Origin of the sequence: Nocardioides sp., assembly GCF_964228225.1 — a bacterium.
GTDB lineage: Bacteria > Actinomycetota > Actinomycetes > Propionibacteriales > Nocardioidaceae > Nocardioides.
In genome coordinates, this window is record NZ_CAXQZB010000055.1 from 1 (window position 1) to 19,835 (window position 19,835).

The window sequence follows — 19,835 nt, forward strand, 5'->3', positions numbered from 1 at the left end:
GCAAACGGCAGGCGATTCTCGTCGAATCGCCTGCCGTTTGCTTGTGACGACGGGAAGTCCGCTACCCCAGGACGCCGGCGAGGCGGTCGAGGGCGGCCTCGAGGTCGGCGCCGGGGCCGGCGAAGCTGAAGCGGAGGTAGCGGCCGCCGTCAGCGGTGTCGAAGTCGACGCCGGTGGCCACGGCGACGCCGGTGCGGGCGAGCAGCTCGTGGGCGTAGGCGAGGGAGTCGGTGGTGAGGTGGCCGACGTCGGCGTAGACGTAGAAGGCGCCGTCGGCCGGGGCCAGTCGGTCGATGCCCAGGCGCGGCAGGCCGTCGAGCAGGATGGCGCGGTGGGCGGCGTAGCGCCGCACGTGGGCGTCGAGCTCGGCGTAGGAGTCCTCGTGGAACGCCGCGATGCCGGCGCGCTGGGAGAGCACCGGGGGGCAGATCGTGAAGTTGCCGGTGAGCACGTCCACCGCGCGGCGCAGGTCGGCGGGCACCAGCATCCAGCCCAGGCGCCAGCCGGTCATCGCGAAGTACTTGGAGAACGAGCCGAACACCACCGCGGTGCGGCTGGTGCTCCACGCGCTGCGGGACCAGGCCGCCGCGGGATCCCCCGACTCCAGCGGCGCGTACTCGATGCCGTGGTAGATCTCGTCGCTGATCAGCCGCACCCCGCGCGACTCGCAGTGCGCGGCGAGCGCGGCCAGCTCCTCGGGCCGCAGCATCGTGCCCGTGGGGTTGGCGGGGCTGGCCACCACCAGTCCGGCGAGGTCGGGCACGGCGGCCACCTGCTCCGGCGTCGGCTGGAACCGGGTCTCTGGTCCGGTCGGGATCTCCACGACCTCGCAGCCCAGCGCCGTCAGGACGTTGCGGTAGCAGGGGTAGCCGGGGCGGGCGATGGCCACGCGGTCGCCGGCGCTGAACGCGGCGAGGACGGCGAGCAGGAAACCGCCGCTGCTGCCGGTGGTGACGACGACGTCGTCGGGGTCGACCGCGAGCCCGTAGCGGCGGTCGTAGTGTCCGGCGATCGCCTCGCGCAGCTCGACGAGGCCGGTGGCGGGGGTGTAGCCCAGCGGATCGCCGCTGCCGAGCAGTCGCGTCGCCTCGGCGACCACCGGCGCGGGCGCCCCGCTGCTCGGCTGGCCGGCCAGCAGGTTGAGGAGGTCGCCGTGGGTGCGCGTGCGCTCGGCCGCGGCCGCGAGCAGGTCCATCACGTGGAAGGGCGGGACGGCGGCGCGCGCGGCGGCCTCGAAGCGGCTCACGTCGCGCAGCCTACGGCGCGGTCGGGAGCGTCACGGCGCCCGGTTGGTACGACGACGACCCCGGGACCGGCGTCAGGCGGGGGTGGTGGTGCGGGCGAGGTCGGCGGCGTGGCGACCGGCGCGCCGGCCGAAGAACGAGCCCTCGCCCAGTTGGGTGCCGGAGCAGTAGCCCTTGCCGTCCTGGGCGATGTTGGAGGCGCACGCGCCGGCGGCGTAGAGGCCCTCGATCACCGAGCCGTCGGGGCGCTGGGCGCGGCCGTCGACGGTGGTGCGGATGCCGCCGAGGGTGAAGCCCGCGTACATCGCCTTGCCGAGGGTGAGGTCGAAGACCGCCCAGGGGCCGGTGTCCTGCGGGGCGAGCCACTCGGGCGCCTTGCCGCACTCGGTGTCCTCGCCGGCGGCCGCCATCGCGTTGTAGCGCTCCAGGGTGGCGGCCACGGAGCCGGCGGGCAGGTCGAGCGCGGTCTCGAGCTCGGCGATGGTCTCGAAGCCGTCGATCAGCGGCACCAGCGGGAACTTGGGGTACTCCACGTGGTTGCTGTCCACGATCAGGTACGCCGCGTGGTCGGGCTGCTCCATCACGAACTGGGAGGTGCGGGAGTGGTAGCCGTCCTCGTTCACGAACCGCTGGCCGTGCTTGTTCACGATGAACCCGAACATCAGCGAGGACGGCGGGTAGAACGGCGCGGTGATGAACGGCTCGTCCATGTGCTTGAGCTCCGCGCCCACCGACTGGCCGAGCCGGATGCCGAGGCCGTCGTCGTAGGTGGAGCCGAGCACGAAGGGCTTCTCCGCCAGCGCGGGGGTGTAGGCGGCCACCATCTCGCGGTTCATCACGAACCCGCCGGCCGCGATCACCACGGCGGGGGCGAGCACGACGCCGGTGGTGTCGAAGGACTTCCAGGCGACGCCGACGACCCGCTGCTCCGTGCCCTCACCGTCCACCACCAGGTGGGTGGCACCGGTCTCGTAGCGCACCTCCACGCCCGCCTCGGCGAGCCGGTCGCGCAGCAGGTCCATCACCATCTTGGTGCCCTCGGTGTCGCCGGCCACGGGCACCTTGTGCCCGCGGGGCGCGGGCGCGGCGATCTTCTTGAACGCCACCATCTTCTCGTTGCCGGTGAACATCAGCCCCTCGGTGCCGGGCTGGATGACGGCCTTGTGCGGGTAGTAGCTGCGCTCGAACTCGAACCCGAGCGCCTCCAGCCAGCCGAAGTGCTCCACCGAGCCGTCGCAGTAGGCGCGGATCTTGTCGTGCTCGGGCTCCTTGGAGGTCGCCACGAGGTAGTCGTACATCGCCTGCGGGGTGTCGTCGTGGCCCGTCGCCTGCTGCACCGCCGTGCCGCCGCCGAGGTAGAAGTGGCCCCCCGACATGGCGGAGGTGCCGCCGTGGGTGGCGGCCCGTTCGAGCAGCAACACCCGGGCCCCGGTGCGGGCGGCCTCGAGGGCGGCGCACCCGCCGGCGATCCCGAACCCGACGACGACGACGTCGACGCGCTCGGCCGTCGTCGCGTCGACGTCGGCGAGGGGCAGGGCCGCCGGGACCTGGGTGGCCCGGCTCTCGGTGCTCTCGGTGCTGCTCACGCGCCAAGACTAGAACATGTTCTAGTCGAGCGGAACGGGTCATCCGCGCGCCACCGGGCCGAAACGAGGGACCGGTAACCTAGGCACCCGACCCCCCGATCCGAAAAGGCCCCATGACCTTCGACGTCCACGAACTCGAGACGTTCCTGCTGATCGGGTCCGCCGTCACCCTGGTCGCGATCCTGGCGGTCCGCGTGTCCGCCTCCGCCGGCCTGCCCAGCCTGCTGCTCTACCTCTTCATGGGCATCGCCCTGGGCGAGTCCGGCATCGGCATCCCCTTCGAGGACGCCGAGCTCGCCCATGCGCTCGGCTTCGCCGCCCTGGTGCTGATCCTCGCCGAGGGCGGTCTCACCACGAACTGGCGCGAGGCCCGGCCCGCGATGCGGCTGGGGTTCTCGCTGGCCACCCTCGGGGTGGGCGTCTCGATCGCGGTCGTGGCGGTCGTCTCCCACTACGCCCTCGGGCTGTCGTGGGAGCTGGCCGTCCTGCTCGGCGCCGTCACCTCTCCCACCGACGCCGCGGCGGTGTTCTCGGTGCTGCGCGTGGTGCCGCTGCCGCAGCGGTTGGCCTCCTCGCTGGAGGCCGAGTCGGGTCTCAACGACGCCCCCACCGTCGTGATCGTCACCCTGGTCTCCACCGGCGCGGTGGCCGACTACGGCGTCCTCGGCGCGTTCGGCATCGTGGTCTTCGAGCTCGTGCTGGGCGTGGTCGTCGGCCTGGCCGTCGGCTTCGGCGGCGCCGGGCTGCTGCGCCGCGTCGCGCTGCCGGCCTCGGGCCTGTACCCGCTCGCCGTGGTGTGCATGACGCTGCTGGCCTACGGCGGCACCGCGGCGCTGCACGGCAGCGGCTTCGCGGCCGTCTACGTCGCCGCCCTCGTGCTCGGCAACTCCGAGCTGCCCCACCGGCTGGCCACCCGCTCCTTCGCCGAGGGGGTGGCGTGGCTGGCCCAGATCGGGCTGTTCGTGATGCTCGGCCTGCTGCTCTCACCCGGTCGGATCACCCTCGACGTCGTCGTCACGGCCCTCGTGGCGGGGCTCGTGCTCACCTTCCTCGCGCGACCGCTGTCGGTGGTCGTGAGCGCCGTCGTGCAACCCATGCCACCGCGCGAGCTGGCGTTCCTGTCCTACGCCGGCCTGCGGGGTGCGGTGCCGATCGTGCTCACCACGATCCCGCTGGCCGAGGAGGTGACCGACGCCGAGCGGCTCTTCGACATCGTCTTCGTGATGGTGGTGGTCTACACCCTGCTCACCGGTCCGACGCTCCCCCTCGTGGCCAAGGTGCTGCGCGTGACCCGGCGCTCGGAGCCCCGCGACCTCGACCTCGAGGTGGCGCCGCTCGAACGGATCGCGGCCGACCTGCTGCAGCTCACGATCAGCCCGGTCTCGCGGCTGCACGGGGTGGAGGTCGGGGAGCTGCGACTCCCGCGCGGCGCCTCGATCTCGATGGTCATCCGCGACGGCGAGACCCTGGTGCCGGAGAAGCGCACCGTGCTGCGTCGCGGCGACGACCTCCTCGTGGTCACCCCCCGCCGGGCCCGCGAACGCACCGAGGAGCGGTTGCGCCAGATCAGCGCCAAGGGCCGGTTGGCCCAGTGGCTGCCCGACTGACGCGTCCTGTCCCTCAGCCCGGGTCCGCGGCGATCCGCGACAGCGTCGACCACCCCCGCGCCGTGGACCGCACGCCGGTGGCGCGTTCGAGCAGCGGGTTCACCGCCGGCGCCGCACTGCCCTCGCGGGGTCGCGAGGCCGCCAGCTCGCGCTCGCGGACGGCGACCACCCGGGTGCGACGGGTGTCGCCGAGCCGGGCGGGATCCAGCGGGACCGCGTCGTGGCGCAGGAAGGCGACCTCGGTGGTCCAGGCCGCGCCGTCGACCCCGGCGAACAGGTCCAGGGCGAGGAGCTCGCGCAGCCAGGTCACCGAGCGGACGGCCACGAGCTCGCGGCGTCCGAGCACCTGCGCGAGGCCGTCCTCCAGCCGTGCGACGACGCCGTCCGGGCCGTCCAGGGCGGCGGGGTCGGCGGTGAGGGTGAGGTTGCCGGTGGTGAGGTAGGAGCGCACGTCGCGGCCGCCGGCACTCGCGGCGGCGTCCAGCAGGAGGTCGCGGGTGAGTCCCTGGCGTCCGAGGTTGACGTTGCGCACCAGCGCCACCCACCGTGTGCCCCGGCGCATTCCGTCGGCGGCGCCCGTGGCGCTCACTCCGGCAGCGGCCGGCACACGGTGAGGTCGTCGCGGGCGGTGATGATCCCCCGCCCGGAGCGCACGCCGGCGAACTTCTGCCCGACCACGATCACGAGACCCGGCCGGGTGGACTCGGTGTCGACCACGTCCAGGCGCGGGCCGAGGTAGCTGCGCAGGAGGGCGACGTCACTGCGCCGGCGGTCGGCGGCGTAGACCTGCACCGTGCGCACCCCGGCGTCCGGGGCGTCGCCGATCTCGCCGCGACCGAACCCGGCGTCGACCAGCTTCTCCATCGTGCTGCCGGCCAGGCCACCGACGGTGCTGGCGTTGAGCACGCTGACGGTGATGTCCTCGGGTCGCAGCGTCTGCCCGGCCGTCACCAGCGTCGGGGTGCAGATCGACGGCGCGCTCACCGTCTCGGGGAACGGTTCGGTCACCTGGGTGAGCCCCCACCGCACGCCGAGGACCAGCAGCAGCGCCAGCACCCCCAGGGTCGCGGCCGCACGTGCGCGATCGGTCATCCGTCCTCCTCCAGCCGGTGGACCCGGGCGTGCAGCACGTGGCGCTGCTGCAGCGCCGCGCGCAGGGCGCGGTGCAGCCCGTCCTCGAGGTAGAACTCCCCGCGCCACTCGACGACGTGGGCGAACAGGTCGCCGAAGAAGGTGGAGTCCTCGTCGAGCAGCGCTGCGAGCTGCAGCGTGTCCTTGGTCGTGACCAGGTGGTCCAGCCGGATCTGGCGCGGCGGCAGCGCCGACCAGCCGCTCGCGCTGAGGCCGTGCGGGGGATAGGGGCGGTGATCGCCCACCCGCTTGAAGATCACGCACCGGAGTCTAGGGCGTGTCTCCTGACTCGGATGCGCGGCGCCGACGCCGCCCGAGCGGCCTCCGGCATCGTTGCCGATCCTTCGAAGACGCCCGGTCTGCGCTCGGACCGGCGCCTTGCCGGACCACCACCCGAACGACGGCGGCATCCACGCCGAGTCGGGAGACACGCCCTCGGTCCACCCACCGACGGCGCCACCGCCCTCGGCCCCCGCCGGGAACGGGACCGGGCCCGCGCCGGCGTGCGGCGCGGGCCCGGGAGGCCGAGGGGTGGGGCGGTGGTCAGGCGGTCCAGCGGATCGATTCGTCCACGAGGTCGGCCAGGGCGTGCACGCCGCGCAGGTCGTCGCGCTCGGTCATCAGGCGCACCAGGCTCTGCGAGTGCCGGTGGCGCAGGGCGGCGCGCTGAGCCAGGCGCTGCTCGAAGGTGCTGTCGAGCGAGGTCGCGGAACCGGACAGGGACGTGGTGGAGGTCGCCTCGGTGGGGGTCGCCCCCGACGGCGTCGCGTTCTGGGTCATGTCGTCCACTGTGCGCGAGCCACATCGCGGGAAGGTTGATCCCGGGTTACAGGGATGTTCCGTCTCGCGTGATGGCGCTCACACCATCGCCGCCGATCAGGTCTAGGGTGACCGCCGTGACCGACGCCGACGTCCAGCTGCTCCTCGACCTGCGGGCCATCGAGCAGCTGAAGTACCGCTACCTGCGCACCCTCGACACCAAGGACTGGGCGGCCTTCGAGGAGTGCTTCCTGCCCGAGGCCACCGGCGACTACAACGGTCTGGTGTTCCCCGACCGCGCCGCGCTGGTCGACTACATGCGCGCCAACCTCGGCGAGGGGATGCTCACCCTGCACCAGGTGCACCACCCCGAGATCGAGGTCGACGGCGACACCGCCACCGGCCGCTGGTACCTCCAGGACCGGGTGGTCGTGGCCGCGTTCGACTTCATGCTCGAGGGCGCGTCGTTCTACGAGGACCGCTACGTGCGCACCGACGCCGGCTGGCGGGTCTCCCACACGGGCTACCAGCGCACCCACGAGATCCACTACCGGCTCAGCGACCAGCCGCACCTGAAGGTCACCGGCCCCGGCGTCCACAAGCACTGACGCCGAAGCCGGCGGGCCGGCCGCCCCGGTCAGCGTCGCGTCACGTTCCGGAGGCCGGTCACGGCCACGGCCACGAGCGGCACACCGCAGGCGAGGAGCCCGGCCCAGGTGAGCAGTCGTCCGGTCTCGGCGTCCAGGTACTCGGGGTTCTGCACGTACCACAGCAGCGGGATCGAGACCGCGAGTGCGGCCGCGCCCCCGACGGCCCATCCCAGCCCGCTCATGATGCGTCGCGTGGCCAGCGCCATCGACGCGGTGAGCACCACGACGACGCCGGGCACGACCGCGGCCAGCAGGCCGAGGTAGGCGAACCAGCCCCAGCCCTCCTCGGCGGTGCTCGCCACCTCGGTACGGATCGCGAGGGCGCTCAGGCCGACCCAGGCGAGCAGGGCGAGCAGGGGGAGCAGCGCGAGCAGCGTGTGCTCGCCGATGCCGGGGGCAGCAGGGCGCCCCGCGAGTCCGGACGGGCCGGTGGAGTCGGGATGGCGGGTGGTCGTGGTCGGGTTCATGCCTCCAGACTCGCTGCGCCGAGCGGTGTCCGCCTGAGTACCGGTACCCGGTCGCGGGCGTGCACCTACTCGGATGGCCCCGGAGGGCTCAGAGGGCGGGCTCCACCCACGCCGTCTGCACGACCTCGAGCCCGCGCTCGCGGGTGACCAGCCGGCCGCGGCCCGGGTGTGCGGGCTGCGGGCGCAGGTTGCCCAGCAGGGGGCCCTCGTCGGGGCTGCCCGAGAGCAGGAGGCCCGGCATGGCGAGGTCGCGCAGCGTCTGGATCACCGGCTCGTAGAGCGCGCGGCTCGCACCGCCCGAGCGGCGCGCCACCGTGAGGTGCAGGCCGACGTCGCGGGCCTGGGCGAGCAACGGCTGCAGCAGCGCCACGGGCGAGCCCTGCGCGGTGGCCACGAGGTCGTAGTCGTCCACGACGACGAACACCTCCGCGCCGGTCCACCAGGTGCGGCTGCGCAGCTGTTCCGGGGTCACGTCCGGGCCGGGGATGCGGTTGCCGAGGTAGCCCGCGAGGTCGCGCAGCGCCGGCTCGGCGGCGGCCGCCGAGGTGAGGTAGTTCAGCAGGTACTCCTCTGGCACCTCCCCGAGCAGCGAGCGTCGGTAGTCCACGACGACGATCTGCGCCTGCTGCGGCGTGCGGGTGCGCATGATCTCGTGCACCATCGTGCGCAGGAAGGCGCTCTTGCCCGAGCCGCCGTCGCCGAAGAGCAGCAGGTGGGGCTCGGTGTCGGGGTCCAGGCCCACCGGGGCCAGGTCCTTCTCGTTGAGGGCGAGCAGCAGTCGCTCCTCCCCGGTGCCGTGGCGCCGGGCCGCGGCCACCAGCTCGTCGCGGTCCACCCGCTCGGGCAGCAGCCGCAGCTTCGGGCCCGCGGGTCCGGTCCAGGCCGCCGCGACCTGCGCCACGAGGTGCTCGACGCCGTCGCCCAGCGTCGCGGCGCTCGGGTCGCCGTCGATGCGCGGCAGCGCGCCCAGCACGTGAAGCGGCTTGGCCCCCTTGGTGGAGGCCGCGATGAGCCCGCGCCCGGGCCGGCCGACGGGCACCAGCGCCGCCGCCTTGCGGTCCACCTCGGAGTCGATCGCGTCGCCGAGCCGCAGCTCGATCCGGCTGCCGAGCAGGTCGCGCATGGCGGCGCGGAAGTCGGCCCAGCGGCCGGCGGTGGTGAGCAGGTGCAGGCCGAAGGTGAGGGCCCGGCCGGCCAGCTGCTGCACCTGCATCTCGAGGTCGTCGAAGTCCGAGCGGAGCGTGGCCCAGCCGTCGATGACGAGGTAGAGGTCGCCGTACCCGTCGTCGGCGCGGCCCTCGGCGCGACGGCGCCGGTACGTCTCGATGGAGTCGATGCCCTCGGCGCGGAAGTAGGCCTCGCGGCGGTCGACCACGCCGGTGATCTCGGCGATCACCCGGCGCACGACGTCGGGCTCGGCGCGGGTCGCGACGCCGGCGACGTGCGGCAGGCCGGTGAGCGCGGTGAAGGTGCCGCCGCCGAAGTCGAGCACGAAGAACTGCGACTCCAGCGGGGTGGTCGTGAGCGCCAGGCTGGTGACGATCGTGCGCAGCAGGGTGCTCTTGCCGCTGCGCGGCCCGCCCACCAGGGCGACGTTGCCGCCCGCGCCCGACAGGTCGAGGGTCAGGGTGTCGCGGCGCTGCTCCAGCGGGCGGTCCACCGCGCCGATCGGCACGGCGAGCCCGGGGGCGGAGCGCCACCGGCGCGACACCAGGCCCAGCTCGGGGTCGACGGCGAGGTCGGTCAGCAGCGCCTCGAGGGTGTCGGGCAGGTCCAGCGGCGGCAGCCACACCTGGTGGGCCTCCGAGCCGTGCCCGCGCATCCGCTCCACCGCGATGTCGAGCAGCGAGGCCTGGGCGCCCTCGCCCTCGGCGGCGCGCGGCGTCGGGTCGGGGGTCTCGGGGACCTCGGCCACCGGCTCGAGGTGCACCACCTCGCTGATCGTGAACGGCAGGATGCCCCGCACGTGGCCGCCCTCGTCGCGCTGCACCGGACGGCGCGTGGTCGCCGGCGGGCCGGAGACGTAGGCCGCCTTGAATCGCGTCATCGTGGTGGGGTCCGGCTTGAGGTAGCCCAGCCCGGGCACGGCCGGCAGCTCGTAGGCGTCGGGGACGCCGAGCACCGTGCGCGACTCCTGGGCGGAGAAGGTGCGCAGACCCACGCGGTAGGACAGGTGCGACTCCAGGCCCCGCAGCCGGCCCTCCTCCAGCCGCTGGCTGGCGAGCAGCAGGTGGATGCCCATCGAGCGGCCGAGCCGGCCGATGGTGCCGAACAGGTCGATGAAGTCGGGCTTGGCGGCGAGGAGCTCGGAGAACTCGTCCACCACCACGAACAGGGTGGGCAGCGGGGCCAGCGGCTCGCCGGCCGCCCGCGCCTTCTCGTAGTCGCGGATCGAGGCGAGGTTGCCGGCGTCGCGCAGCAGCTCCTGCCGGCGCACCATCTCGCCGGTGATCGCGTCCTGCATGCGGTCCACGAGGGTCAGCTCGTTCTCGAGGTTGGTGATCACCGCCGAGACGTGCGGCATCTCGGCCATGCCGGCGAAGGTCGCGCCGCCCTTGAAGTCGACCAGCACGAGGTTCAGCTGGTCGGGCGAGTGGGTCATGGTCAGGCCGAGCACCAGCGTGCGCAGGAACTCGGACTTGCCCGATCCCGTCGCGCCGATCACGAGGCCGTGCGGACCCATGCCCTGCTGGGCGGACTCCTTGATGTCCAGGTGCACCAGCGCCCCGCCGTCCCCGACGCCGATCGGCACGCGGAGGCGGTCGCGCGCGGGTCGCGGCAGCCAGGCCGAGGACGGGTCGAAGGTGCGCACGTCGTCGAGGCCGAGCAGCTCCATGAAGTCGGTGGGCCCGGTGGGCTCCCCGGTGCCTGTGTCGGCGCCGGCCACCGCCACCGTGTGCAGCGGGGTCAGCCGGCGTGCGAACGCCTCCGCGGTGGCGAGGTCCATCAGGTCGCCGCGGGCGCGGATCGGCTCCTCGCGCAGCCGCAGCGCCTCCAGCGGCACCTGGGCGCCGGTCGCGGCGGTCGCGGAGGTGAGGTCGAGCCGCAGCCGGCTCGGGTCCTCCAGCTCCCACCAGCGGCTGGGGAGGTCGAGCACCGTGACGCCGTGCAGGCCGTCGGGGGGCACGACGTGGTTGCCCGGCGGCAGGCTGGCGCCGTCGGTGACCAGCAGGACGTGGGGCGTCGCGGGACGGTCGGACCCGCCGAAGCGCGGCCGCTCGGCGAGGTCGGGCGGCAGCAGGTCGCCCAGCTCGGCGAGCGAGGTGGAGACGAGCCGCCGGGGCCCGACGGCGTCGCTGGCCTGGGTGCTGGCGGCGTGCGGCAGCCACTTGACCCAGTCCCAGTGCGGCAGGGCGTCGTCGGCGGCCAGCACGGCGATGCGCAGCTGGTCGGGGGAGTGGAACGCCGCCGCCTGGCACACCACGGCCCGGGCCAGGCCGCGCACGACGTCCTCCTCGCCGCACACCTCGATGCGGTCGAAGGCGCGCAGGTCCAGCGAGGCCGGCAGGTCGGGCTGGGTGCGGTGCACGACGAGCAGGCGGTGCAGGGCCGAGGCGGCGGCGGGGTCGACCTCGTCGATCGGCGCGCTCTCGGGCGGCACGAGGGTGAGCGCGAGCGGTTGGGCGCACGTGCCGTACCGCACCTGCAGGTGTCGCGGATCGCCGCCGCCGCGCTCCCAGATCCGGCTGCGCTCCTCGGCGAGCCCGGGCAGCGCGGTGGGGTCGGGGTGGTGCCACAGCAGCGCGCGCCGCTGCTGGCGGGCGGCGTCGCGGGCCACCTGGCGCACGGTGCCGAGGTAGCGCAGGTACTCGGTGCGCGAGCCGCTGACCTGCGCGGCCCGCTGCTTCCGCTGCCGGTCGATCTGCACGAGGATGAAGCCGACCGTGGCGAACAGGAACATGCCCGCCGCGAGGTACCGCGTGGCGTTGCTGCCGCCCCCGGCGCTCGCGCCGCCGCGGCTCATCGTCGCCACGAGCACGATCGAGCCCAGGCTGCCGAGCATCGGGATCGCGTTCATCGCGATGCCGCCGGCGCCCTCGCTGGGCTGGATCTGCGGCGGCGGCTGCAGCTGCAGCTCGCCGCTCGGCATGGCCGGCTCGTCGGTGCGACTGCCGCGCAGGGTGCTCGGCCCGCCCGACGACGACGGTGCGGGGCCGGTCGTGGGGCCGGTCGCGGGGCCGGCAGGGAGCCCCGGGGGCGGACCCGGCGGGGCGCCCCGGCCGGCGCGGGCGCGTGAGGAGCTGCTCGTCGCGGGCACGGCGGGGTCGGTCGTGGTCATGCGCGGGACTCCGGGAGGTCCGAGGGGGTGGGTCGGGCGGCGTGCGGGGCCGGGCGGGAGCCGGGCGCCGACGAGGGTAGAGACGCCGGGGAAGTGGGCATACCGGCCCCGTGGCCGCGCCGTCGGCCGGTCGAGCGCCCCCGTGCGGGGCCGAGCAGGAGGAGCCCGGGTGAGTGCAGGTCCGACGTCCGCCGGTGCGCCGGCGTCCGATGCGCTGTCGCTGACCGTCCACGGTCCCGGAGGCGTCGTGGACCTGCGGGTGCCCCACGGCGCGGCGATCGGTGACGTGGCGACGGAGTACTCACGGTGGGCCAATGTCCCCCCCTCGGGCGTGCTCTACACCCGCACCGGCCAGCGCCTCGCCGTCGAGACGGGCTTGGCGGCCGCCGGTGTCGTCAGCGGCACCGTGCTGGTGCTGGCCCCGCCCCCGGCGCCCACCGGGGTGGCGCCCGGTGCCCGGGGTCCGGGCGGCCGGGGCCACCGGGCGGACCGGAGCGGCCGGGCGGCCGGGCGTGCCGCCCCCGTCGCGCCCGCGGTCGTGACCGGGTGGTGTGCGGTGGCCGCCGTCGCGCTGGTGCTCGCCGGTGCCGTCGCCGCCCTCACGGCCGCCCCCCGGGGCGACGCGCTCCTCCCGCCCGGCGCGGCAGGCGCGGCGGTGCTGTGCCTGGCCGTGCCGGTGCTGCTCGCGCTGCTGCCGATCGGTCCCTGGCACGCCGCGCGGGCCCTGAGCGCCCCCGCCGCGGCGGCCGCCGCGGCCATCGTCGTCTCCTACGATCCCGCGCCCGAGCGGCTGCCGACCGCCCTGGGCATCGCCGGCCTCGCCGCGGCCCTGGCGGCCGCCGTCGTGCGTGCGCTCGACCTGCGCGCCGAGGAGGGGCTGCGGGTCTGGATGGTCGCCGGCACCGGTGTGTTCGCGGTCGCCTTCCTCGCCGCGCTCCTCGACGTGCCCCCGCAGGGGGTGTTCGCCGTGGTGCTCGTGGCGGCCACGTTCGCCGCCCGGTTCGTGCCGCTGCTCGCCGTCGACGTCCCCGACCAGTACCTGCTCGACCTCGAGCGGCTCGCCGTCACCGCCTGGTCGGCCCGGGAGCGGCCGCGCGGTCGGCGCACCCGCACGGTCGTCCCCGTCGACGACGTCGCCGCCGTGGCGCGTCGCGCCGGGCGCTCGGTCGACGCCGCCGCGGTGGCGGTCGCGGTGCTCGCGCCGGCGTCGTCGGCCCTGCTGCTCGCGGCCACCGACCGCCGTGTCGACCAGGTGGGGGCGCTGGTGCTCGTCGCGCTCGCCGCCGCCTCCCTGCTGCTCGCCGCCCGCAGCTTCCGCCACCGGCTCGCGCGCGCCGCGCTGCGCGCCGCGGGGCTCGGGGCTGCCGGGGTGGCCGGGGTGGTGTGGTGGGCGCGCGACCTCGCCGGGGGCGGCGGTCTGCTCGCCGTCGTCACCGCCTGGCTGGTCGTGGGCGGCGCCGTGCTGGTGCTGGTCGCGGTGGCGGCCGGACGCGGGTGGCGCTCGGCCTGGTGGGCCCGGCGCGCGGAGGTCGCGGAGGCCGTGTGCAGCGCCGCCGTGGTGGCCGCGCTCGTGCCGGCCAGCGGTGCCGTGGCGGCCCTGTGGAAACTCACCGGCTGAGGTTTACCCCCCGACGCCCCGGGCATCAGCCGGTCGTGCCGCTCGGTCTCGGGCGGGCGTGGGGTTTCCGGTCCGGTCCCCACCATTCCTCTCGGCGGTCCCGGCCGCCCTTCATCAAGGAGTAGGCGACATGTCGAACGCCCCCGAGTACGGACAGGGAGAAGGCACTCTTTCGCGGGCTGCCGGCCTGGTCTCGGACGCCCGCAGCGACTTCACCACCATCTCGTCGCGCCTCACCGACCAGATCTCGGCCGTCCAGGGCCGCTGGGGCGGCCAGGGTGCCACGGCCTTCTTCACCCTCCACCAGGCGTGGAGCGAGAAGCAGCGCACCATCATCAACGCCCTCGACGACTTCGCGAACTCGCTCACCACCACCGAGCGCGACAACGTCAGCACCGACGACCAGCAGGGCGCCAACTTCGGGCGTCTGTCCTCCCGGCTCTCCTGAGCCCGACTCGAGAAGGAAGAAGGCACCCTGAGATGAACCTCGACGGAATCCGCGTCAACCACGCCGCGCTCGAGCAGGCCGCCGCCGACATGACCCGCACGGTCAAGGACATCGACGACCGGCTCAACCGCCTCGAGTCCGAGCTCGCGCCCCTCAAGAGCGACTGGTCCGGTTCGGCCCAGCAGTCCTACCAGGCCGCCAAGGCCAAGTGGGACCAGGCGATCTCCGAGATGCGCGACCTCCTCACCGAGACCCACCAGTCGGTGAGCCAGTCCAACGACGACTACCGCGCGGCCGACGCCCGCGGCGCCGCCCACTTCCAGTGATCCGGGGGTGAGCACCCGCCCGGTCTCCGGGCACGGCTGATCCGGCGCCCGCGCCGCGAGCACGCCACGACCACCCCAGGGTGATCCCAGGAGGGCCGGCACCCCGTGTGCCGGCCCTCCGTTCACCTCCGCACCGCTGCAGGACCCCCGAGGAGTACGTCCATGACCCACGCCCCGGCCGGCGCGCCCGGTCTCGTGCGGGTGAGCGTCGCCTCCGGCACCCGCCGGGTCGACCTCGTCCTGCCCGGAGCGATCCCCGTCGCCGAGCTCGTGCCCGAGCTCGCGCGCAGCGTCGGGCTCCTCGACGCCTCCTCCGTCTACGGCGGCTACCGCGTCGTCACCGCGGAGGGGCGCCAGCTGGCCCACGACGCGGGTCTGACCCTCCAGGGCGTCGAGGACGGTGCGGTGCTCACCGTCGCCGCCGGCGTCGACGCCCCCGACCGGATCGTCTACGACGACGTCGTGGAGGCGATGACCGACATCGTCGAGCGCGACCTCGCCCCGTGGGACCCCGCCTCGGGGCGGCGCACCGCCCTCGCGGCGGCGGTGGTGCTGCTCGGCCTCGGGGCGATCGCCCTGGCGCTGCAGGGCCTCGGCGGCACCGCGGCGCTCCCCGGCACCGCCGCCGCGCTGGTGGCGGCGGCACTGGTCGCGGCCGCGGTCGTGCTCAGCCGCGCGCAGGGCGAGCCGGAGGCCGCGGTCACCGTCGCCTGGCTCGGCGGGGCCTACGCCGCCGTGGCCGGACTCGTCCTCGCCCCCGCCGACGCCGACCCCGGGGTCGCCGCCGTCAGCACCGGGGGAGCGGTGCTGCTCGTCGGCACCGTGGCCGCGCTCGGGCTGGCGGCCCGCCGTCCGCTCGTGCTGCCGCTGGTGGTGCTCGGGGCCCTCGTGGCGGTGTGGGGCGGGGTGATCGCCCTCAGCGACGTCGACCCCGGCGCGGCCGCCCTCGTCGTCGCCACCGTGATGGTGCTCGTCGGCAGCGTGTTCCCCTGGATCGCCCTGAGCGTCACCGGCACCCGGGTCGAGGCGTGGTACTCCGTGGCCGACCTCGTGGCCGACCCCGAGGACATCGACCCCGACCGCGTGGCCGCCGACGCCCGGCTCGGGCACGAGATCCTGGTGGCCATCTCGGCCACCGTGGGCCTGCTCCTGGTGCTCGCCACCCGGCTCGCGGTCGACCGCGGGCTGGCCGGCACCCTGCTCGTCGTCACGGCCGCGGTCGTGCTGATGATCCGCACCCGCCAGTACCGCACCGGGGCGGAGGTGCGGGTCGGCCTGCTGTCGGGCATCGCCACGCTGGCCGCCACGGCGGCGAGCGTGCTGCTGCGCTGGCCCGACTGGCGCCCCGCCACCGCCGTGGTCCTGGCCGCGGCGGGTGCACTCATGCTGGCCGCCACCCTCGTGCCGGGGGCGGCCTCGGTGCGGCGCGGGCGCGTCGGCGACGTCCTGGAGACCATCGCCCTGCTCGCCCTCGTCCCGCTGCTCGTGGTCGCGGTCCGCTTCTCGGGGAGCTGAGCGTGGCCACGAAGAAGGACCTCGTCGAGGCCTACTCCTTCAGCCGACGACGCCTCGTCACCGCCTTCGTCTCCGGCGCGCCCGGCGGCCGCGAGGTCGAACCCGCACGGCCCGGTCGGGCGATCGCCGGTGGTGTGGCCCTGGCCGTGCTCGTGGTCGTGGGTGCGGTCGTCGTCGGGCTCATCAAGCAGCCCGCCGCCCCCGTGTGGGACCAGGTGCAGCTGGTGAGCACCAAGGAGCGCGGCGACGACTACGTCGTCGTGCCCGGTGCCGACGGCGCCCTCGAACTGCGCCCGGTCACCAACATCACCTCGGCCATGCTGCTCTTCGGGTCCGGGGTGAGCCCGACCTTCGTGACGGCCGAGAACATCGCCGACTCCGGGCTGCGCCAGGGCGGGCTGATCGGCATCCTCGACGCCCCCGCCGTGCCGCCCGCGGCGTCCGCGCTGGTGGAGTCCGGCTGGTCCGCCTGCACCGGCGACGGCCTGGGCATCGCCGTCGGTCTCGGCGACGACGCGGCCGCCCGCGGTGTCGTGCCCCGTCCGACCACGGGCGTGGTGGTGCGCACCCCTGGCGGGCGCTACTACCTCATCGCCGAGGCGATCGCGCCCGGCAGCGACCGCCCCACCCCCCGTGCCACCGCCTACGAGGTGCCCGACACCGACGTCATCGACCGGGTGCTGCAGACCGTCGCCAACGTCAGCCGCGACGACGCCCTGGAGGTGCCTGAGCGGTTCGTGGGGCTGTTCCCGGCCGGCCCGTCGCTCTCGCTGGAGTCCTTCGGGATCACCCGCGACCGGCTCGGCACGCCGGTCGACCAGCCGGGCGCCGACCGCCGCGTGCGGGTCGGCCAGCTCTACGACTCCCCGTCCGGGCCGTTCCTCGTGGCCGACACCGGCGTCTACCTGCTCACCCCGTTCGCGGCCCAGCTGTGGAACGCGCTGCCGGCGGCGGGTCGTCCCGCGACGCGCACCGAGCAGGCGCCGGCACTCGACGCCCCCGACCGGGCCGACCTCGGGGTGGCCGCGTGGCCCACCGAGGTCCCCACCGCCTCGGCCGACACCGAGATCTGCGCCGTCCTCGACGCCGTGCCCGGGGCACAGCCCGGCGTCCGGCTGGGCGGCACCACCACCGGCACGCCGGCCGCCGCGGCGCCCGACCTCGCCGCCGACGCCGTGGTCCGCACGATCGCCCCCGGCGCGGGTGCCTACGTCCTGCGCGGCGACTGGGACGCCACCGGCCAGAGCGTCGACACCCTGGTGGACGACCGCGGGTTCGCCTACCAGGTGCTCGGCACCGCCGAGCGCGCCCAGCTGGGCTACGGCGACGTCCCGCTGCCCGTGGTGCCCGACTCGTGGCTCGACCTGTTCACCACCGGCGTGCCGCTGAGCATCGAGGCCGCCCGCTGTCCGCCGACCACCGGCGCCGCGACCGCGGCGACGACCGCGGGGTCGTCCACGTGCTGATCCGGGTCGGCCTGGCGGCCTGCGTGCTCGGCGCCGGGCTCGTGCTCGTGCCGGGTGTGCCCGCGCTCGCGGCCGGCAGCGACTGCGCGAGCGTGCGCGCCGACGCCACGGACACCGTGGCCGACGACGATCCGAGCGCTCCCCTGGAGGCGCTCGACCTCGACCGCGCCTGGGAGGTCGTGCGGGCGCGCACGGGGCAGGAGCCGGGGGCGGGCATTGGGATCGCCGTGGTCGACTCCGGCATCCAGCGGATCAGCGGCATCCCCCAGGCCTCCGGGCAGGTCGACGTCACCGGCTCGCCCGGGGCCCCGATCTACTTCCACGGCACCGACGTCGCGGGCGTCGTCGCGGGGGCGCCGCGCCCGGCCGCCCAAGGCGGCGATCCGATCGGCATCGCGCCGGGTGCGACGCTCGCCGACGTCAAGGTCTACGAGGCCCCGACCGCCGCCGACACCGACGAGGCGGTCCCGCTGACCTCCGACCTCGTGGCGCGCGGCCTGCGCGGGATCCTCGGTGCCGTGCGCGAGGGCGCGATCCGCATCGTCGTCGTGGCGCTGGCCGTGCCGCGCACCCCCGAGCTCGACGACGCGGTCGCCGCGATCACCGACGCCGGCGGGATCCTGGTGGCCTCGGCGGGCAACCGCCCCGCCGAGGGCGAGTTCGGTGCCGACGAGGCGGACGGGCTGCGCGACGCCGCCGACCTGTTCTGGCCGGCCGGCTACAGCCGCACGGACCCGCTCGTCGTCACGGCCGGCACGACCGGTGCGGTGGACGGCGACGGGGTGGCCGACTACGGCACCGTGCTGCCGAGCTCGGCGATCACCGTCGCGGTGCCCACCGCCGGCGTCGACTCCTACGCCCTGGACGGCTCGCCGTGCACCAACGCCGCGATCTCCACCTCCGCAGCGGCCGGTGAGGTGGCCGGGGTGCTGGCCCTGCTGGCGCAGGTGTTCCCGGGCGACACCCCCCGTCAGCTGGTGGCCCGTCTGGTCGCCACCGCGGCCGGCCAGCCGGGTGCCTCGGGTGCGTCGGACCTGCGGCTGGGGGCCGGTGTCGTGCAGCCCGTCGACGCCCTCACCCGTCCGCTCGAGATCAAGCGCGACGGCGCGCAGCGGCCGGTCGCCAGCCCCCCGCCGGCGAGACCGGTCGTGCTGCCCCCGCCCCCGCCCGACGTCCTGGCCGGCACCCGCCGCTCCGCGGTGTGGTGGGGCGCCGTCGGCCTCACCGGCCTCGTGGTGGCCCTCGTGCTGCGCCCCCTGCTCACCCGCCGCCGCTGAGGTCTCCCGGGAGCCGCCGACGCTCAGGCGACCGGGGTCCGGGTCAGCTGGTAGGCGTTGAAGCCGCCGAGGATGTCGGAGACGTCGGTGAGGCCCCGGCTGCGCAGGTAGCTCGCGGCCACCGAGGAGCGCCAGCCGCCGGCGCAGTAGACCACCACGGGGGCGTCGGTGGGCAGCTCCGCGATCCGGTCCCGCAGCTGGGCCAGCGGCAGGTGGTGGGCGCCGGGGACGCCGCCCTGCTCGAGCTCGGCGGCGTTGCGCAGGTCCACCAGCGTGACGTCGTCGCGCGCGGCGAGGATCCCGTCCAGGGCCAGCGGGGTGAGCCGGCTGCCGTGACCGACCCTGTCGGCCGGCACGGTGGGCAGCACGGCGTCGAGGTCGACGAGCGAGCCGACCACGCGGTCGAAGCCGATCCGCGCCAGCCGCACGACCGCCTCGTCGCGGGCCGCGGCGTCGTCGGCGATCACCACGAGCGGCTCGTCGTGGCGCAGCACCATGCCGGCGGTCTCGGCGAACCGGCCGTCCAGCGGGATGCTCACCGAGCCCGCGAGGTGACCGGCGTTGAAGTCCTCCGCGAGTCGCACGTCGAGCAACGTGGCGGCGGGGTCGGCGTCGACGGCCGCGCGCAGACCGGCGAGGTCGAGCTCGGCCACGCCGGAGGGGTCGAAGGTCTCGCGCTGCTGGCGGTTGAGCATGGCGTCGTAGGCGAAGTAGGCGGGCGCGACCGACTGGCCCTCGGTGACGATCTCGACGAACCGCTCGACCGACATCGGCTGGCAGGCGTAGTTGGTGCGCCGCTGCTCCCCGATCGTGGACCACTTCTCGGTGGACAGGTTCTTGCCGCACGCCGACCCGGCCCCGTGGGCCGGGAACACGCGCACCTCGTCGGGCAGCCCCATCAGCGTGCGCTGCACCGAGTCGTGCAGCATCGCGCCCAGCTCGTCGGCGGTGACGCCCACCGAGGCGAGCAGGTCGGGACGGCCGACGTCGCCGATGAACAGGGCGTCGCCGGTGAGCACGCCGTAGGCGCGCTCGTCGGCGGCCCGCTCGTAGACCAGCACCGAGATCGACTCGGGCGTGTGGCCCGGGGTGTGCAGCACCTCCAGGGCCACGGCGTCGGGTCCCTCGCCGAGCACCAGCCGCTCGTGGTCGGCGAAGTGCCGCACGGGGAAGTCGGTGGTGGCGGCGGTGCCGTAGCCGATCCATGCACCGGTGCGCTCGGCCAGCTCGAGGTGGCCGGCGAGGAAGTCGGCGTGGAAGTGGGTGAGCAGGACGCCCTCGATGCGCAGGCCGTGCTCGGCGGCGTCGGCGAGGTAGACGTCGACGTCGCGGCGGGGGTCGACCACCACGGCGCGGCCCGAGGCCTCGTCGCCGATGAGGTAGGAGGCCTGGGACAGGCAGTCGAGGTAGTGCTGGGCGAAGTACATGGTCGGTGCTCCTTCCAGAGCGTGGTGCGGGATCG

17 protein-coding genes are annotated in these 19,835 nt (G+C 75.1%); 8 read left to right on the forward strand and 9 right to left on the reverse strand.

Going from position 1 to position 19,835, the window contains the following annotated elements:
• Nucleotides 1–61: 61 nt before the first annotated feature.
• Both ACERUJ_RS14010 and ACERUJ_RS14015 read right to left on the reverse strand, forming a co-directional pair.
• The gene (locus ACERUJ_RS14010; RefSeq protein ID WP_370249273.1) at nt 62–1,246 is read right to left on the reverse strand and encodes a pyridoxal phosphate-dependent aminotransferase; all 1,185 of its coding nucleotides are present in this window, start codon (nt 1,244–1,246) and stop codon (nt 62–64) included.
• A gap of 72 nt (nt 1,247–1,318) precedes the next feature.
• Nucleotides 1,319–2,830, reverse strand: coding sequence for an FAD-binding protein (locus ACERUJ_RS14015; protein ID WP_370249274.1), 1,512 nt, complete (start codon nt 2,828–2,830; stop codon nt 1,319–1,321).
• A 113-nt stretch (nt 2,831–2,943) separates the two neighbouring features.
• Between ACERUJ_RS14015 and ACERUJ_RS14020 the strand changes: the two genes are divergently transcribed.
• Complete coding sequence (locus ACERUJ_RS14020; RefSeq protein ID WP_370249275.1) at nt 2,944–4,437, forward strand: potassium/proton antiporter; 1,494 nt, start codon at nt 2,944–2,946, stop codon at nt 4,435–4,437.
• Nucleotides 4,438–4,450: 13 nt separating this feature from the next.
• Here the strand turns inward: ACERUJ_RS14020 and ACERUJ_RS14025 are convergent, their stop codons facing one another.
• The 4 genes from ACERUJ_RS14025 to ACERUJ_RS14040 all read right to left on the reverse strand — a co-directional run bounded on the left by ACERUJ_RS14025 (nt 4,451) and on the right by ACERUJ_RS14040 (nt 6,348).
• The gene (locus ACERUJ_RS14025; protein WP_370249276.1) at nt 4,451–5,026 is read right to left on the reverse strand and encodes a DUF1697 domain-containing protein; all 576 of its coding nucleotides are present in this window, start codon (nt 5,024–5,026) and stop codon (nt 4,451–4,453) included.
• On the reverse strand, nt 5,023–5,529 hold the full coding sequence (locus tag ACERUJ_RS14030) for a LytR C-terminal domain-containing protein (protein ID WP_370249277.1): 507 nt from the start codon (nt 5,527–5,529) through the stop codon (nt 5,023–5,025). The genes ACERUJ_RS14025 and ACERUJ_RS14030 overlap by 4 nt, the downstream gene beginning before the upstream one ends.
• A complete protein-coding gene (locus ACERUJ_RS14035) occupies nt 5,526–5,828 on the reverse strand; it encodes a type II toxin-antitoxin system VapB family antitoxin (protein ID WP_370249278.1) in 303 nt (100 codons plus the stop codon). Before ACERUJ_RS14035 ends, ACERUJ_RS14030 begins: the two co-directional genes overlap by 4 nt.
• 283 nt (nt 5,829–6,111) lie before the next feature.
• Nucleotides 6,112–6,348, reverse strand: coding sequence for a hypothetical protein (locus ACERUJ_RS14040; RefSeq protein WP_370249279.1), 237 nt, complete (start codon nt 6,346–6,348; stop codon nt 6,112–6,114).
• A 116-nt stretch (nt 6,349–6,464) separates the two neighbouring features.
• Here ACERUJ_RS14040 and ACERUJ_RS14045 point away from each other — a divergent pair, with 116 nt between their 5' ends.
• A complete protein-coding gene (locus tag ACERUJ_RS14045; RefSeq protein ID WP_370249280.1) occupies nt 6,465–6,935 on the forward strand; it encodes a nuclear transport factor 2 family protein in 471 nt (156 codons plus the stop codon).
• A 29-nt stretch (nt 6,936–6,964) separates the two neighbouring features.
• Here the strand turns inward: ACERUJ_RS14045 and ACERUJ_RS14050 are convergent, their stop codons facing one another.
• Together ACERUJ_RS14050 and eccCa are read right to left on the reverse strand one after the other, a co-directional pair.
• Nucleotides 6,965–7,444 (reverse strand): hypothetical protein, encoded by a 480-nt coding sequence (locus tag ACERUJ_RS14050; protein ID WP_370249281.1) that lies wholly within the window; start codon nt 7,442–7,444, stop codon nt 6,965–6,967.
• Nucleotides 7,445–7,532: 88 nt separating this feature from the next.
• The gene (eccCa, locus tag ACERUJ_RS14055; RefSeq protein WP_370249282.1) at nt 7,533–11,723 is read right to left on the reverse strand and encodes a type VII secretion protein EccCa; all 4,191 of its coding nucleotides are present in this window, start codon (nt 11,721–11,723) and stop codon (nt 7,533–7,535) included.
• Between the two features lie 169 nt (nt 11,724–11,892).
• On the opposite strand from eccCa, the gene ACERUJ_RS14060 reads away from it, so the two are divergent.
• The 6 genes from ACERUJ_RS14060 to ACERUJ_RS14085 all read left to right on the forward strand — a co-directional run bounded on the left by ACERUJ_RS14060 (nt 11,893) and on the right by ACERUJ_RS14085 (nt 18,373).
• A complete protein-coding gene (locus tag ACERUJ_RS14060) occupies nt 11,893–13,341 on the forward strand; it encodes a hypothetical protein (protein WP_370249283.1) in 1,449 nt (482 codons plus the stop codon).
• Nucleotides 13,342–13,471: 130 nt separating this feature from the next.
• Complete coding sequence (locus ACERUJ_RS14065; RefSeq protein WP_370249285.1) at nt 13,472–13,789, forward strand: WXG100 family type VII secretion target; 318 nt, start codon at nt 13,472–13,474, stop codon at nt 13,787–13,789.
• Between the two features lie 32 nt (nt 13,790–13,821).
• Nucleotides 13,822–14,115, forward strand: coding sequence for a WXG100 family type VII secretion target (locus ACERUJ_RS14070; RefSeq protein ID WP_370249286.1), 294 nt, complete (start codon nt 13,822–13,824; stop codon nt 14,113–14,115).
• Nucleotides 14,116–14,277: 162 nt separating this feature from the next.
• Complete coding sequence (eccD, locus tag ACERUJ_RS14075; RefSeq protein WP_370249287.1) at nt 14,278–15,630, forward strand: type VII secretion integral membrane protein EccD; 1,353 nt, start codon at nt 14,278–14,280, stop codon at nt 15,628–15,630.
• A gap of 2 nt (nt 15,631–15,632) precedes the next feature.
• On the forward strand, nt 15,633–17,096 hold the full coding sequence (locus ACERUJ_RS14080; RefSeq protein ID WP_370249288.1) for a type VII secretion protein EccB: 1,464 nt from the start codon (nt 15,633–15,635) through the stop codon (nt 17,094–17,096).
• On the forward strand, nt 17,090–18,373 hold the full coding sequence (locus tag ACERUJ_RS14085; RefSeq protein ID WP_370249290.1) for a S8 family serine peptidase: 1,284 nt from the start codon (nt 17,090–17,092) through the stop codon (nt 18,371–18,373). The genes ACERUJ_RS14080 and ACERUJ_RS14085 overlap by 7 nt, the downstream gene beginning before the upstream one ends.
• A gap of 23 nt (nt 18,374–18,396) precedes the next feature.
• Here ACERUJ_RS14085 and ACERUJ_RS14090 read toward each other — a convergent pair whose 3' ends face one another.
• A complete protein-coding gene (locus ACERUJ_RS14090) occupies nt 18,397–19,800 on the reverse strand; it encodes a rhodanese-like domain-containing protein (protein ID WP_370249291.1) in 1,404 nt (467 codons plus the stop codon).
• Nucleotides 19,801–19,835 lie beyond the last annotated feature (35 nt).